Below are 14,433 nucleotides of genomic sequence, written 5' to 3'. Positions count from 1 at the left end.
TCATAAGGGGTGGTGGGCGGGCGACGCACGGGCAGGATGACGTCGGTCGGGGCGGGTACGCCCTTCCCTACCGATTGTTCGGTCGCTGATGCATTTTGGCTACAGCCGGGTTCAGCCTGTGGACAAACGGTTCTCCACAGCTTGTGATGAAGGCAGGGCGTCCACAAGGGGGAGGCGGGATCACATGCCGGAGGAACAGATGGCCAATCCAGGCGGGCAGCCACCGGTGACGCCCGCTCCGCCCGCTCCGACAGCGCGCCCCCTCGACACCATCGACCGAGCCATCCTGCGCCTGCTGCGCACCGACGGCCGGGCCTCCATACGCTCCGTCGCCGAGCAGGTGCACGTCTCCCGCGCCAATGCCTACGCCCGGATCAACCGGCTGCTCGACGACGGCGTCATCCGTGGCTTCAGCGCCCTCGTAGACCAGGAAAGAGCAGGTCAGGGCGCCTCCGCCTACATCACGCTAAAGATCGTTCAGAACTCCTGGCGGACCGTGCGCAAGCAGCTCACCGCGCTGCCCGGAGCCGCCCACATCGCTCTGGTGAGCGGCGACTTCGACGTCCTGCTGCTCGTCCACACCAAGGACAACCGCGAGCTACGGGAGCTGGTCCTCACCCGCATCCAGTCGATCCCGGAAGTGCTCAGCACCCGCACCTTGCTCGTCTTCGAGGAGACCGATCTGGGGGTGGAGGAGGGATAAAGATAGGGGTGGGGGTAGGGGGTGCGGATACGGGTGGGGGTGGGGTGCTGGGCGGGTGTCGGAGGACGCTGGGCGGGCGTCGGAGGACGCTGGGCGGAACCTGCCGGACCGGTCCGGGCCCGCCACACCGGACCGGCTCGGGCTTTCCCCCGCCCTCTCCCCCTCTCCCCCTTCGGGGGAGAGGGGGAGAGGGGGTCGGGGGTGGGGGGAGGAAGCAGTCGCCGCGCTGCGACACGAACGCACGGCCATCGACACGGACGCGCGCCTATCGGCACCGGCGAACGGCTGCCGCAAACACGACAAGCACGACTGACGCCAAACACCAGACACCAGGCGCGAGGCACCAAACACCGGGGACAAGGCGCCAGGTACCAGGGGCACCAGGCACCAGCCTTCGCACCGCGCCAGCCATCGCACCACGACGCACAGAGCCGGTCAGCCGATCATCCGGCCAACCCCACCGCGGCCCCGGGCAAGCGACCAGCCCGCCCCACCAGGGCAGGCAACCAACTCGCCCCGGGGCAGGCGCTCAAGCCCACCCCACCCCTGGCGCGCGCTCAACCCACCCCACCCCGCGAAATTCCACCCGGGACGAGCATTCACCCGCCCTTCAGGCGCTCCGCAGCCCCCCGAACGCCGTGCGGACCACGGCCTCGGCGACCTCGTCACGGCTGGCCGCGTCGCCGCGTCCCGGGCGGTACCACTCGACGATCGAGTTGATCATGCCGAAGAGCAGCCGGGTGGCCAGCCGGATGTCCACGTCGTCCCGCAGGTCACCGTCGGCGGCGGCCTCCTTGAGCAGTTCGGCGACCCTGTGGTCGAACTCCCGGCGGCGCTCCATGGCCCACCGCTCGGTGTCCGTATTTCCGCGTACCCGCAACAGCAGCGTCACATAGGGGAGTTCGTCCATCAGCACCTCGGCCTCGCGCCTGGTGACGTACTCCAGTCGCTCGATGGCCCGTCCCTGGACGGCGCCAGGCTCTTCCAGGACCCCGAACAGCCCGTCCAGGGCGCGGGTTATCGCACGGCGCAGCAGCTCTTCCTTGCTGCGCACATGGTGGTAGATCGACGATTTCGAGATGCCGGCCGCCTTGGACAGGTGCTCCATGGACGTGCCGTCGTAGCCGCGCTCGATGAACACCTCCACGGAGACCGCGAGCAGCGAATCGGGCGTATAGGCGTCGCGCTTGGCCATGGTCATGATTAGAGCACCAATTCCTCGTGGTCCGCACGGCGCCGTAGCGCCCAGGACGGTGCGTAGCGTCCGCCGGCATTCTGGTGGTGCAGGGAATCCAGCAGATCCCATACCCACTGGGCGCCGAGCCGCTCGGCCCACTCCATGGGGCCGCCGGGGTAGTTCACGCCGAGCCGCATGGCCGTGTCGATGTCCTCGGGGGTGGCGACCCCGCGGGCCGCAGCGTCCACGGCGAAGTCGATGATCATCGCGACCGTACGGGCGACGATCATGCCCGGGACGTCGTCGATCACGCTGACCTCTTTACCCAGCGCCTGGAACAGGCCGACGGCCTCCGCGAGGTCCGCTTCGGAGACCGCCGCCGAGGGCGCGAGGGCGATCCGCGTCGCGGCCCGGTAGTCGAGCGAGAGATCGAAGCGGATGGAGGCGCCGCGGGCCGCGCTGGTGGCCGGGGAGCCGTTGGTCATCGCGAGGCGGGCACCGCCGGGCAGCCGGACGAAGCCCTCGGACTCCCCTGGTGCCCGGTCGCGGGTGATCTTGATGCCGGCCTCCTCGATCAGCTCGTGCAGCACCCGGGCCGGGCCGGGCAGCTTGGCGTGCAGGGCGACCGAGGCGGGAGCCGGGCAGGGCTCGGCGGTGTGCGGCGCGGGCCGGCGGGCGTCCTCGGCGTAGTCGAACCAGCCGCGCCCCGTCTTGCGGCCGTGCAGCCCGGACTCCACCAGCCGGCGCTGCGCCAGGGAGGGCGTGAACTTCGGGTCCTGGAAGAAGGCGGTCCACACGGAGTGAGTGACCGCTTCGTTCACGTCCTGCCCGATGAGGTCGGTGAGCTCGAACGGGCCCATCTTGAAGCCGCCGCCCTCGCGCAGCACGGCGTCGATGGTCGCGGGGTCGGCGGCCCGCTCCTCGTAGAGGCGCAGGGCCTCGGCGTAGAAGGGGCGGGCGATGCGGTTGACGATGAAGCCGGGGGTGTCGGCACAGCGCACCGGGGTCTTTCCCCAGGCCGCGGCGGTCTCGTACGCCGTGGTGGCGGCGGCCTCGTCGGTCGCGAAGCCGCTGACGACCTCGACCAGCGGGAGGAGCGGTGCGGGGTTGAAGAAGTGCAGGCCCACACAGCGGCCGGGGTGGCGCAGCGGGCCCGCGACCGCGGTCACGGACAGGGAGGAGGTGTTGGTGGCGAGCAGGCAGTCCGCCGCGACCACGTCCTCCAGGGAACGGAACAGCTCCTGTTTGGCCGGAAGTTGTTCCAGGATCGCCTCGACGACCAGCGCGGCGTCGGCCAGTTCGCCGAGAGACGCGGCGGGGGAGAGGCGTTCGCGTGCGGCATCCCGCTCCGCCGTCGGGATCCGGCCTTTCTCCACCAGCCGGTCGAGCCGTTGCCCGATGGCCCGGGCGGCCCGCTCCGCGCGGCCCGGGGCGGTGTCGTAGAGGCGTACGCGATGGCCCGCGACCAGCGCCACCTGCGCGATTCCCTGCCCCATGGTGCCGGTACCGACCACTGCAACCGTGCTGCTGGTTCCGATTGCCGTCATGGCAGCTGATCCTCCCCGACCGAGTTTTCCACAGGTTCGCCGGGCCCTCTTGCCCCGACCGATCGTTCGGTTACTCTAGCCCTGCTGCCCCGACAGCTCCCAGCCCTATCCACATCTCCGCCCAGCACCCGACGAGGAGTTGGTCACCGATGGCCGCCGAACCGACCGCAGCGCAGTTGATCGAGAAGCACCGCCTGACCCTCGACAAGGCGCTGGAAGCGATCCGCACCCGCGAGTACTGGTCCCCGCACCCCGAGCACCCCAAGGCGTACGGCGAGAACGCCGCGCCGGAGGGCCTGGCCGCCTTCGAGGCGCTGCGCGGCACCCGTTTCGCCGTCGACCAGCCCGGCACGGACGACTGGACGGGCGAGGAAGTCTCGCCGTACGGCCCGGAGTTGGGCATCACCTATCCGCATCCGGACGTCTCGGTGCTGCTGCCGGCCATGCGGGCCGCGATCCCCGCATGGCGGGACGCGGGCCCCGAGGCGCGCGCCGCGGTCTGTCTGGAGATCCTGGCGCGGATCAGCGCGCGCACCCATGAGTTCGCCCAGGCCGTGATGCACACCAGTGGGCAGGCGTTCATGATGGCCTTCCAGGCGGGCGGGCCGCACGCCCAGGACCGCGGTCTGGAGGCGGTGGCGTATGCGTACGCCGAGCAGACCCGGACGCCGGAGAAGGCCGCCTGGTCCAAGCCGCAGGGCAAGCGCGATCCGCTGGAGCTGGCCAAGAGCTTCACGGCCGTGCCGCGCGGTGTCGCCCTGGTGATCGGCTGCAACACCTTCCCGACGTGGAACGGCTATCCCGGCCTGTTCGCCTCGCTGGCCACCGGCAATCCGGTGCTGGTCAAGCCGCATCCGCGCGCCGTGCTCCCGCTGGCGCTGACCGTCCAGGTGGCCCGTGAGGTGCTGGCCGAGGCCGGCTTCCCCGCGGACCTGGTGTGCCTGGCCGTGGACAAGCCGGGCGAGGGGCTGGCCAAGACGCTGGCCGTGCGCCCCGAGGTGCGGATCATCGACTACACCGGCTCGACCGCCTTCGGCGACTGGCTGGAAGAGAACGCCCGCCAGGCCCAGGTCTTCACGGAGAAGGCCGGTGTCAACACCGTCGTCATCGAATCCACCGACGACTACAAGGGCATGCTCGGCAACCTCGCGTTCTCGCTGTCGCTCTACAGCGGCCAGATGTGCACCACCCCGCAGAATCTGCTGATCCCCCGGGACGGCATCGGCACGGACGCCGGGCCGAAGTCGTACGACGAGGTGGTCAGCGATCTGGCGGGCGCGGTGAGCGGCCTGCTCGGCGACGACGCGCGAGCCAACGCGCTGCTCGGCGCGATCGTCAATCCGCAGGTCAAGGAGCGGATCGACGCGGCCTCGGGGCTCGGCGAGGTCGGGCTGGCCTCCCGTGAGGTGGCCCATCCCGAGTTCCCCAAGGCCACGGTCCGCACGCCGGTGATCGTCAAGCTGGACGGCGCCAAGCCGGACGCCGAGGCGACGTATCTCTCGGAGTGCTTCGGCCCGGTGTCGTTCGCGGTGGCCGTCGACTCCGCGGCCGACGCGGTCGCTCTGCTGCGGCGCACGATCCGCGACAAGGGCGCCATGACGGTCGGCGCCTACACCACCTCGCCCGAGGTGGAGCGGCTGGTCGAGGACGCCTGCCTGGAGGAGTGCGCGCAGCTGTCGCTGAACCTGACCGGCGGGGTCTATGTGAACCAGACCGCGGCGTTCTCCGACTTCCACGGCTCGGGCGGCAATCCGGCGGCCAACGCCGTGCTGTGCGACGCCGCGTTCGTGGCGAACCGCTTCCGGACGGTGGAGGTGAGGCGGGAGGCGTGAGACCCGGGGCCCGGGCGGTACCGCCGTAACCGGGCCCCTGCCCGCGGGCCCCTGTCCGCAGGCCGCTGCTCGCGGTCCCGCAGAGCGGACCTCGGAGCCGGTCCCGGCGCGTGATCCGGGCGTGCATCGCGATGGCCGCCGCGGCCCCCGTTCGAGCGGGTCGATCCGAACCGGGCGATCGAGCAGACCGGGGAGGCGTGCCGCCGGGCCTCTTCGCCGAGCCCCGGCCCCTCCTGGCCGAAGTGCAGCACACAGCGGCGGCGCAGCTCGGTCGTCTCCAGCGGGGGGGAGCCGGGGAAGTCGTCGATCCCGATGGTCGCCAGCCCCTCGGCAGCGGCCCGGGCCGTCAGCTCGGCAATGACCGGGTGGGGGCGGACGTGCTGGTTGCGGTCCGGTCGCCATCGCGCCGCGCTGGTTCCAGCGCGGCTGCCCGACGGTGCGGACCTCCCTGGCCGGGAAGGCGTTGGCGGTCCGTACGGCCGAGCCGATGGTGAGGTGTCGGTTACCTGACGGGGTGGAGCGCCCCGCCATCCCGCCTGCTCACGGCGCTGGAGGCGGGCCTCCCCAGTGGAAGAGAGCCATGGCGACGCTCGTGGCCAGGTTGTAGCTGGACACCTGGGGCCGCATCGGGAGTGCCACGAGCCTGGTGGCCCGCTTGCGGAGTTCCGGCGATATCCCGTGCCGCTCGGATCCGAACGCCAGCAGCGCGTCGTCAGGAAGCACCACAGATCTGATGTCGTCTCCCTCCGGGTCCAGCGCGTACACCGGCCCCGGCGGTAGGTCGTCGAGCGGGAGACCTTCCACGGCAGTCGCGTAATGAAGGCCCGCTGCCGCGCGCACCACGTTGGGGTGCCACGGATCCATGTCGCCGGTCGTGACCACGCCGGTGGCCCCGAACCCCGCCGCAAGCCGGACCACGGCGCCGACATTCCCCAGGTTGCGGGGATTCTCCAGGACGACGACCGGTGCCTGCCGTGGGGCTCTCGACAAGTCGTCCAGATTCCGCTGCAGGCTGGGTCTGACCGCCAGAGCGGCCACGTGTGTGGGGTGCACCCTCGGCACAAGGTCCCGGTAGGTTTCGGCCGGCACCTCGGTCACAAGATCGTCGATGCGGTTCGTGAGGTCGTCGGCCAGCTCTTCCGCCAGTGCCAGGACAGAGCCTTTGTCGCCGGAGATCGCGAGGCGAACGTCCGCCTCAAAGCGAAGCGCGTGCTTCACGGCATGGAACCCGTCCAGCAGCACCGCCTCGGGCGCAGCGTCCCGCCACTGCCGTACGACTCTCGTGATCTCGTCCTCACTCACCACATCAGACTACGGCTCATGGCCGCTACCAGGGCCTTCGCCCAGGATCGCGCCCAACCGCCGGACAGCGCCGGAAGGGACGTCCATCAAGGCCCGGGGTGCCGCAGCAGCAGCGGACCGGGGGCCGGGGGCCGGCCGCTGGCGCCTGGGTCCGTGCTCCTCGTCGTACGGAAGGGGCTCGCGGGGCGGTGTTCTCGCTGCTCAGCCCACGACCGGCCGGCCATCGCCGGCGGAATGCGTACGGGTCTCGGGCTCGACGCCGCCGGATCCGGTGTCCGTACCGGTGCCGGCGCCGCGCGGGAACAGCCGCCGGCGCAGCCCGGAGAGTTTCCCGGAGAGCCAGGTCAGGAAGTTCGTGGGCAGGAAGACGGCGTCGGCGGTGATCATCGCGAGCGAGAAGAACGGCAGCCCGAGCAGGAACGCGATCGAGAGGTGCTCGCAGATCATCACGACGAGCAGCACGTTCTTGAGCCGGCGGTTGAAGAGCGTGAACGGGAAGGCGACCTGCACCATCACCGTCCCGTAGGTCACCAGCATGATCATCAAGCCGTTGCTGCCGAACATCTGGGACAGCGCCGGCCAGGGGGAGAAGTAGTCCAGGTGCATCGGGTAGAAGACCGCGGTGCCGTCCTGCCAGCGCGAGCCCTGGATCTTGTACCAGCCGGCGGTGGAGTAGATCAGGCAGACCTCGACCATGATCACCAGCAGTGCGCCGTTGTGCGCGAGCTTGGCGAGGGTGTCGAGGACGATCCGCGGCTCCCCCGGGGCGTGGCGCCGCACCGCCCACCACAGGCCGTGCGTCGCCCACAGACCCCACAGCACCAGGCTCCAGCCGACGTACGGGAACGGCCCGTGGCCGAACCAGGTCAGCGCGTAGCCTCCCTGCACCTGGGCCGCGGCCAGGCCGAGGCCGAGCACCGCCCACAGGACGATGCCGGGCAGGTCGCGGGGCGGTGTGGTGCCCGCCGCGCCCTCCTCGGTCGCCGCGGCGGCCGCCCGCTTGGCGCGGCGCGCGTCCAGCGACCACACCTGCCCACAGCGGGTCAGAACGAGATACATCGACATCAGGTGGATGACGTTGTCGCCGCCGTCTCCTATGAAGACGCTGCGGTTCTGCAGCGAGAGCACGCCCAACATGAACAGCACCGACATGGTGCGGGTGCGCCAGCCGAGCATCAGCAGGGCGCTGGCCACGATGGCGAGGAGGTAGACGCACTCGAACCAGCTCCGGCTGTCGGACCAGAGCAGGACGGAGAAGGCGTGGTTGCCGTGGAGGAGCTCACGCGCCATCCCGGCGTTCCAGGGGCCGCCGGGCCCGTAGAGCTCCTGGCGGTTGGGCCACTCCCGCAAGAGGAACAGCAGCCAGGTGGCGGCGAAGCCGATCCGGATGACGGCGGTCTGGTACGGGGCCATGGCCCGGCCGGTGACCCATATGAAGCCGCGGCCTATCGCGCGCTCGATGCGGGTCTCCTCGTAGGAGGTGGGGGCCTCCTGGACGGCGGCCTCCCCGGGGGTGCCGGGGGCCGGCGGGGCGGAGTGCGGCTGCTGCGGCGTCGGCGAAGTCACTTGTTCGTCGCCCCCTCGGGCAGGTCGTTTGCGGTGACCTGCCACCAGGGCAGCACGCGGTAGACGGGCTTGTCGCTGATCTTCTCGTCGCTCCACGGGGGCGGCTGCACCGCCGTCGTCTGCGACCGGACCTGGATCTCCTCGACCCGGCCGCCGCCCTTGGTCCACTCCGCGGACATCCGGAGCATCACGATCCGCCGGATGTAGCGCTCGGACAGCTCGCCGCGCCTGCCGATGGGGCGGTCCTGGGCGTCATGGGTGTTCGTGAAGAGCTCCCAGCCGCGGCGGAGTTGGTTCTGCTGGGTGTGGCTGGGCAGCGGGTTGTGGAGGATGGCTCGGCCGTCCTGGGCGGTCAGATCGGTCCAGCCGGTGGTCTGCAACGTGCCGTCCTGGGTGCGCACCCGGGCGCGGGCCTGGACCGCGATGTTCTGCTGGAGGGGGTTGGGCGCGAACAGCTTCCAGTTCTGCTCGTACTCGGGATAGACGTAGTCGCTGATCAGCTTGCTCTGCTGCTTGCTGAGCGTGTTCGACGGCGCGACGTGCAGAAACATCATGGCGAGATGCAGCGCGACGCTGACGGCGATGGCGCAGGCCGCTGCGCCTATGACGATCCGCGAGGGCAGCGACAGCGCGGCCAGTGGCCGCGATTCGTCCCCGTATGACTGCATTCCCGCCCCGTTCCGAGATTTTCCGCGGCTGACTCCGCCCCGGAACCGTACCTATGCCGCCGCACCGGGCACACCCTCCCCTGGCTTATCCACAGGCTTGACACCCGCGGTCCGGCCACTCACCATTGAACCGAACGATCGGTCGGTCGGGAGTGAGGGGGCAGTACATGACGACGATCGCGCTGGAGGAAACGGCCCGCGAGGCCGTGTTCGACGCCACCGTGGCCGCGGACGAGCGGATCGAACCACGGGACTGGATGCCGGACGCCTACCGCTCATCGCTGGTGCGGCAGATCGCACAGCACGCCCACTCCGAGATCATCGGCATGCAGCCCGAGGCGAACTGGATCACCCGCGCGCCGTCGCTGCGCCGCAAGGCGATCCTGATGGCCAAGGTGCAGGACGAGGCCGGCCACGGCCTGTATCTCTACAGCGCCGCCGAGACCCTCGGCACCGGCCGCGACGAACTGCTCGACAAGCTCCACTCAGGCCGCCAGAAGTACTCCTCGATCTTCAACTACCCCACCCTGACCTGGGCCGACGTCGGCGCCATCGGCTGGCTCGTGGACGGCGCGGCGATAACGAACCAGGTCCCCCTGTGCCGGTGCTCCTACGGCCCGTACGCCCGAGCAATGATCCGCGTCTGCAAGGAGGAGTCCTTCCACCAACGGCAGGGATACGAGCTCCTGCTCACCCTCAGCCGCGGCACCGAGGCTCAGCACGCCATGGCGCAGGACGCGGTGAACCGCTGGTGGTGGCCCTCCCTGATGATGTTCGGCCCGCCCGACGACGAATCGGCGCACTCCGCGCAGTCCATGGCCTGGAAGATCAAGCGGCACTCCAACGACGAACTGCGCCAGCGCTTCGTGGACATCTGCGTCCCGCAGGCCGAGGCCCTCGGGCTGACACTCCCCGACCCGGACCTGCGGTGGAACGAGGAGCGGGAGCACTGGGACTTCGGACCGATCGACTGGGCCGAGTTCCGCGAGGTGCTCAAGGGCAACGGCCCCTGCAACGAAGAGCGGATCGGCCGCCGGCGCCGCGCCCACGAAGAGGGCGCCTGGGTGCGCGAGGCAGCCGCCGCGCACGCCGCAAAGGCCGCGCACGCCACAACGAACGCCGGGCACACGGCCCGCACGGCCGGTACGGGAGAGGCGAACCGATGACGACAGCACGTCCCTCGGACACCCCGACGCCGTCCGCCGCAGCGGCATCCGCGGCGGCGACGGCGGACACCGGCTCCGGGGCGGCCCCCCGCCCCGCCGACTGGCCGCTGTGGGAGGTCTTCGTCCGCAGCCGCCGCGGCCTGTCGCACACCCACGCCGGCAGCCTGCACGCCCCCGACGCCGAAATGGCGCTGCGCAACGCCCGCGACCTGTACACCCGCCGCTCGGAAGGCGTCTCCCTCTGGGTGGTCCCCTCCGCCCAGATCACCGCCTCCTCACCGGACGAGAAGGACGAGTTCTTCGAACCGGCCGGCGACAAGCCCTACCGCCACCCGACCTTCTACGAGATCCCGGAGGGGGTGCACCACCTGTGACGCAGCTGACGGCCACCCCGGCCCTGCCCCTCGGGGACGACGCGCTGATCCTCTCCCACCGCCTGGGCGAATGGGCGGGCAACGCCCCCGTCCTGGAAGAGGAGGTCGCCCTTGCCAACATCGCACTGGACCTCCTCGGCCAGGCCCGCGTCCTGCTCTCCCTGGCCGGCGACGAGGACGAACTGGCGTATCTCCGCGAGGAACGGCAGTTCCGCAACCTCCAGCTGGTCGAACAGCCCAACGGCGACTTCGCCCACACCATCGCCCGCCAGCTCTACTTCTCCACGTACCAGGAGCTGCTGTACGCCCATCTCGCCACCGGAGACAGCGAGTTGGCCCCCCTGGCCGGGAAGGCCGTCAAGGAGGTCGCCTACCACCGCGACCACGCCGAGCAGTGGACACTGCGCCTGGGCGACGGCACCGACGAGAGCCACACCCGGATGCAGCGCGCACTGGACGCCCTCTGGCTCTTCACCGGCGAGCTGTTCGAACCGGTGGAAGGGCTGGAAACCGTCCCCTGGCCGGCGCTCTACGACCGATGGACCGCCCGCATCACCGCGATCCTGGAGCGCGCCACCCTCGGCGTCCCCGAAGGCCCCCAGCGCGGCGCCTGGACCGCCGGCGCCGGACGCCAGGGCCTGCACACCGAACCGTTCGGCCGGCTGCTCGCCGAGATGCAGCACCTCCACCGCAGCCACCCGGGGGCGACATGGTGACCCCCACCGCCCTCGAAGCGGAACTGCTCGCCCTGGCCGGCTCGGTCCCCGACCCGGAGCTGCCGGTCCTCACCCTCGCCGAACTCGGCGTACTGCGCGAGGTACGGCTCACCGCCCCGGACCGCGTCGAGGTCCGCCTCACCCCCACCTACACCGGCTGCCCCGCCATCGAGGCGATGTCCGCCGACATAGAACGCGTACTGCACGACCACGGAATACCGGAAGTCGAGGTCCACACGGTCCTCAGCCCGCCATGGACCACGGACGCGATCACCGACGAAGGCCGCCGCAAGCTCGCGGAATTCGGCATCGCCCCACCGCGCCCCACAGCCCCGGCCGGCGGACCGGTCACCGTCGACCTCACGATCCGCTGCCCGCACTGCGGATCGACCGACACCACCCTGCTCAGCCGTTTCTCCTCCACGGCCTGCAAAGCACTGCGCCGCTGCGAGTCCTGCCGCGAACCCTTCGACCACTTCAAGGAGTTGTGATGTTCCACCCGCTCCAGGTGCGGGAGATCGAGCGGCTCACGGACGACGCGGTGGCCGTCACGTTCACCGTCCCGCCCGCGCTGCGCACGACGTTCCGGCACACCCCCGGGCAGCACATCGCCCTCCGCAGAACGGTCGACGGCCAGGAGATCCGCCGGACCTACTCCATCTGCACCCCGGCCACCGGCGAACCCGTACTGCGGGTCGGAATCCGACTGGTCGAGGACGGCGCCTTCTCGACCTACGCGCTCAAGGAACTGGCCGTCGGCGACACCGTCGACGTCATGGCCCCGGCCGGCCGCTTCACCCTCGAACCGCGCCCCGGCCAGTTCGCCGGCATCGTCGGCGGCAGCGGGATCACCCCCGTCCTCTCCATCGCCTCCACCCTGCTCGCCGAGCAGCCGGACGCCCGCTTCTGCCTGATCCGCAGCGACCGCACGGCGGCCTCGACGATGTTCCTGGAGGAGGTGGCCGACCTCAAGGACCGCTATCCGGAACGCTTCCAGCTGATCCACGCCCTCTCCCGCGAGGAGCAGCAAGCCGGGCTGCCGTCCGGCCGCCTCGACGAGCAGCGGCTGCTCACGCTGCTGCCCGCACTGCTCCAGGTCGCATCCGTCGACGGCTGGTTCCTGTGCGGCCCCTTCGGTCTCGTCCAGGGTGCCGAACGGGCCCTGCGCGCCCTCAAGGTGCCACGTGGCCGCATCCACGAAGAGATCTTCCACATAGACAACGGCGCCGCGGCCCCGGCGCCCGCCGCCACCGCGCCCGCCCACAGCACGGTGACCGCCACCCTCGACGGCCGCTCGGGCAACTGGCCGGTGCACGACGGCGAATCGCTGCTGGAAGCGGTGCTCCGCAACCGCCCGGACGCGCCGTACGCCTGCAAGGGCGGCGTCTGCGGCACCTGCCGCGCGTTCCTCGTCTCCGGCGAGATCCGGATGGACCGCAACTTCGCCCTGGAGTCCGACGAGGTCGACGCCGGCTATGTACTGGCCTGCCAGTCCCACCCCGTCACGGAGAAGGTCGAGCTGGACTTCGACCGCTGAGAGGAGGCTCGCCGCAGCCGCAGCCCGGCCCGTGCACGCCGTCTTTCACCCACCGCGCCATTCCCCATTCCCGGAACATGTTCTACCTTGACGCTTCGTCAGATTCAGGCGGCGTGCGGGAGGACAGACCAGTGGACTTCACCTTCACCGAGGAGCAGCAGGCCGCCGTGGAAGCGGCCAAGGCCGTCTTCTCAGGCGTCGCACCGGACAGCGTGCCCAGCCCGGCACTCACCCCGGGCGCCGTCGCCGACGACTTCGACCGCCCACTGTGGCGCAAGCTCGCCCACGCCGATCTCCTGGGCCTGCCCATCGCACCCGAGTACGGCGGCTCCGGCCTGGACCCGATCGCCCTCTGCCTGGTGCTGCGCGAGTCGGCCAAAGTACTGGCCCGCGTACCCCTGCTGGAGTCCGGCGCCGCCGCACTCACCCTGCAGAAACACGCCACCGACAGCCTCCGGGCGGACGTACTGCCCCAGATCGCCACCGGCGATCTCGTCATCACCACCGCCGCGGCCGGACGCACCGGCCACGACCCGGCCGAACTCGCCGCAACCGCACGCCAGGACGGCGCCGACTGGCTCCTCGACGGCACCCACACCACCGTCCCCTGGGCCCACACCTCGGACCGGATCCTGCTGCCCGCCCACACCCCCGACGGCCACGCCGTCCTCGCACTCGTTCCGCCGACCCACCCCGGCGTCACACTCGCCCCCCAGATCTCCACCAACGGAGAGCGCCACGCCGAGATCCGGCTGGACTCCGTACGCCTCGGCAGCCGCGAAACGATCACCGACCCGGCAGCCTGGGAAACCCTGCGCAACCTGCTCACCACCGGCACCTGCGCACTCGCACTCGGCCTCGGCGAACGCGTTCTCGCCATGACCAGCGACTACACCGGCAAACGCGAACAGTTCGGCTTCCCCGTGGCCACCTTCCAGGCCGTCGCCGTCCAGACCGCCGACCGCTTCATCGACCTGCGCGCCATGGAAGCCACCCTCTGGCAAGCCGCCTGGCGCATCACCACCGACGCCGCCGGGCCACTCCCGCCCGCGGGAGACATCGCGATCGCCAAGATCTGGGCCGCCGAAGGCGTCCGCCGCGTCGTACAGACCGCGCAGCACCTGCACGGCGGCTTCGGCGCCGACACCGACTACCCGCTGCACCGCTACCACGCCTGGGCCAAACAGCTCGAACTCTCCCTGGGCCCGGCCGCCGCCCACGAGGAAGCACTCGGCGAACTGCTCGCGGCACACCCACCGGGCTGAGCCCCGGCCGAGGAGCGGAGCCGGTACCCCGTAAAGCGGAAGCAACTGCCCCGGAAGGCCGAAGGCACCATGCCCCGCGCCGACGGCAGACCGGTGAAAACGCCGGTGCGCACGCCGGGCCGACGCGCCGCGCGCGCCCGACGACGCGCGAGTCCGGCAGACGATCCGCCACCCACCGGATACCGGCCCGCCCGGCCGGACGGCCGTGGGTCGACCATGGGGACGGCTAGACGACCGTCCCCACGCCGCCCCTGCCGTCCGACACCGGACGCCCGGCCGCCTCCCACGCCTGCATACCGCCCGCGACATTCACCGCGTCGATGCCCTGCTGAAGCAGATACTGCGCCACCTGCGCCGAACGCCCACCGACCCGGCACATCACGAACACCTTGCCGCCCTCGGGCGCCGCCTCCGTCAACTCACCGTAACGAGCGACGAATTCACTCATCGGGATGTGCAGCGCGCCCTCGGCGTGCCCCGCCTCCCACTCGTCGTCCTCGCGTACGTCCAGCAGGAAGTCCCCGGGCGCGAGATCATCGACACCGACCGTGGGCAGAGAACCAAATTGCATACTCCCGAC

The 14,433-nt window shown here is 70.8% G+C and carries 14 protein-coding genes and 1 pseudogene; 8 read left to right on the top strand and 7 right to left on the bottom strand.

Annotated elements, in window-relative coordinates; all coding sequences use genetic code 11:
• The first annotated feature begins 184 nt into the window (after nt 1-184).
• On the top strand, nt 185-703 hold the full coding sequence (locus tag GR130_RS00260; RefSeq protein WP_159502847.1) for an Lrp/AsnC family transcriptional regulator: 519 nt from the start codon (nt 185-187) through the stop codon (nt 701-703).
• Nucleotides 704-1,313: 610 nt separating this feature from the next.
• Here the strand turns inward: GR130_RS00260 and GR130_RS00255 are convergent.
• Nucleotides 1,314-1,904 (bottom strand): TetR/AcrR family transcriptional regulator, encoded by a 591-nt coding sequence (locus GR130_RS00255; protein WP_159502846.1) that lies wholly within the window; start codon nt 1,902-1,904, stop codon nt 1,314-1,316.
• Between the two features lie 2 nt (nt 1,905-1,906).
• The gene (locus GR130_RS00250) at nt 1,907-3,427 is read right to left on the bottom strand and encodes a 3-hydroxyacyl-CoA dehydrogenase (protein WP_159502845.1); all 1,521 of its coding nucleotides are present in this window, start codon (nt 3,425-3,427) and stop codon (nt 1,907-1,909) included.
• Between the two features lie 149 nt (nt 3,428-3,576).
• Here GR130_RS00250 and paaN point away from each other — a divergent pair, with 149 nt between their 5' ends.
• Nucleotides 3,577-5,259: a phenylacetic acid degradation protein PaaN gene (gene paaN / locus GR130_RS00245; RefSeq protein WP_159502844.1), complete on the top strand. Its 1,683-nt coding sequence runs from the start codon at nt 3,577-3,579 to the stop codon at nt 5,257-5,259.
• Nucleotides 5,260-5,344: 85 nt separating this feature from the next.
• Here paaN and GR130_RS40155 read toward each other — a convergent pair.
• The 4 genes and pseudogenes from GR130_RS40155 to GR130_RS00230 form a co-directional block, all read right to left on the bottom strand.
• Nucleotides 5,345-5,748, bottom strand: a pseudogene (locus GR130_RS40155) (TrmH family RNA methyltransferase); the annotation flags it as partial.
• Between the two features lie 51 nt (nt 5,749-5,799).
• Nucleotides 5,800-6,561, bottom strand: coding sequence for a TrmH family RNA methyltransferase (locus GR130_RS00240; RefSeq protein ID WP_236572614.1), 762 nt, complete (start codon nt 6,559-6,561; stop codon nt 5,800-5,802).
• A 201-nt stretch (nt 6,562-6,762) separates the two neighbouring features.
• A complete protein-coding gene (locus GR130_RS00235) occupies nt 6,763-8,127 on the bottom strand; it encodes an HTTM domain-containing protein (RefSeq protein ID WP_159502842.1) in 1,365 nt (454 codons plus the stop codon).
• On the bottom strand, nt 8,124-8,795 hold the full coding sequence (locus GR130_RS00230) for a DUF5819 family protein (protein WP_159502841.1): 672 nt from the start codon (nt 8,793-8,795) through the stop codon (nt 8,124-8,126). The genes GR130_RS00235 and GR130_RS00230 overlap by 4 nt, the downstream gene beginning before the upstream one ends.
• 167 nt (nt 8,796-8,962) lie before the next feature.
• On the opposite strand from GR130_RS00230, the gene paaA reads away from it, so the two are divergent.
• From paaA to GR130_RS00200, 6 genes are all read left to right on the top strand, one after another.
• Nucleotides 8,963-9,961 (top strand): 1,2-phenylacetyl-CoA epoxidase subunit PaaA, encoded by a 999-nt coding sequence (paaA, locus tag GR130_RS00225; protein ID WP_159502840.1) that lies wholly within the window; start codon nt 8,963-8,965, stop codon nt 9,959-9,961.
• Nucleotides 9,958-10,335 (top strand): 1,2-phenylacetyl-CoA epoxidase subunit PaaB, encoded by a 378-nt coding sequence (gene paaB, locus GR130_RS00220; protein WP_236572611.1) that lies wholly within the window; start codon nt 9,958-9,960, stop codon nt 10,333-10,335. The genes paaA and paaB overlap by 4 nt, the downstream gene beginning before the upstream one ends.
• A complete protein-coding gene (paaC, locus tag GR130_RS00215) occupies nt 10,332-11,051 on the top strand; it encodes a 1,2-phenylacetyl-CoA epoxidase subunit PaaC (RefSeq protein ID WP_159502839.1) in 720 nt (239 codons plus the stop codon). The genes paaB and paaC overlap by 4 nt, the downstream gene beginning before the upstream one ends.
• Nucleotides 11,045-11,542: a 1,2-phenylacetyl-CoA epoxidase subunit PaaD gene (paaD, locus tag GR130_RS00210; protein WP_159502838.1), complete on the top strand. Its 498-nt coding sequence runs from the start codon at nt 11,045-11,047 to the stop codon at nt 11,540-11,542. Before paaC ends, paaD begins: the two co-directional genes overlap by 7 nt.
• On the top strand, nt 11,542-12,588 hold the full coding sequence (locus GR130_RS00205) for a 2Fe-2S iron-sulfur cluster-binding protein (protein ID WP_159502837.1): 1,047 nt from the start codon (nt 11,542-11,544) through the stop codon (nt 12,586-12,588). The genes paaD and GR130_RS00205 overlap by 1 nt, the downstream gene beginning before the upstream one ends.
• Nucleotides 12,589-12,719: 131 nt before the next feature.
• The gene (locus GR130_RS00200; RefSeq protein WP_159502836.1) at nt 12,720-13,853 is read left to right on the top strand and encodes an acyl-CoA dehydrogenase family protein; all 1,134 of its coding nucleotides are present in this window, start codon (nt 12,720-12,722) and stop codon (nt 13,851-13,853) included.
• A 226-nt stretch (nt 13,854-14,079) separates the two neighbouring features.
• Here GR130_RS00200 and GR130_RS00195 read toward each other — a convergent pair whose 3' ends face one another.
• The gene (locus tag GR130_RS00195; protein ID WP_201304761.1) at nt 14,080-14,424 is read right to left on the bottom strand and encodes a rhodanese-like domain-containing protein; all 345 of its coding nucleotides are present in this window, start codon (nt 14,422-14,424) and stop codon (nt 14,080-14,082) included.
• Between the last annotated feature and the right edge of the window lie 9 nt (nt 14,425-14,433).

This window comes from Streptomyces sp. GS7, assembly GCF_009834125.1.
Taxonomy (GTDB): domain Bacteria; phylum Actinomycetota; class Actinomycetes; order Streptomycetales; family Streptomycetaceae; genus Streptomyces.
The sequence above is the reverse complement of the archived record's forward strand: the minus strand, read 5'-3'. Positions and strand labels throughout refer to the sequence as shown.

Bases quoted from the DNA above. Each gene is read 5' to 3' on its own strand.
- GR130_RS00260 (WP_159502847.1), top strand. From the start codon at position 185: ATGCCGGAGGAACAGATGGCCAATCCAGGCGGGCAGCCACCGGTGACG.
- GR130_RS00255 (WP_159502846.1), bottom strand. From the start codon at position 1,904: ATGACCATGGCCAAGCGCGACGCCTATACGCCCGATTCGCTGCTCGCG.
- GR130_RS00250 (WP_159502845.1), bottom strand. From the start codon at position 3,427: ATGACGGCAATCGGAACCAGCAGCACGGTTGCAGTGGTCGGTACCGGC.
- paaN (WP_159502844.1), top strand. From the start codon at position 3,577: ATGGCCGCCGAACCGACCGCAGCGCAGTTGATCGAGAAGCACCGCCTG.
- GR130_RS00230 (WP_159502841.1), bottom strand. From the start codon at position 8,795: ATGCAGTCATACGGGGACGAATCGCGGCCACTGGCCGCGCTGTCGCTG.
- paaA (WP_159502840.1), top strand. From the start codon at position 8,963: ATGACGACGATCGCGCTGGAGGAAACGGCCCGCGAGGCCGTGTTCGAC.
- paaB (WP_236572611.1), top strand. From the start codon at position 9,958: ATGACGACAGCACGTCCCTCGGACACCCCGACGCCGTCCGCCGCAGCG.
- paaD (WP_159502838.1), top strand. From the start codon at position 11,045: ATGGTGACCCCCACCGCCCTCGAAGCGGAACTGCTCGCCCTGGCCGGC.
- GR130_RS00205 (WP_159502837.1), top strand. From the start codon at position 11,542: ATGTTCCACCCGCTCCAGGTGCGGGAGATCGAGCGGCTCACGGACGAC.
- GR130_RS00195 (WP_201304761.1), bottom strand. From the start codon at position 14,424: ATGCAATTTGGTTCTCTGCCCACGGTCGGTGTCGATGATCTCGCGCCC.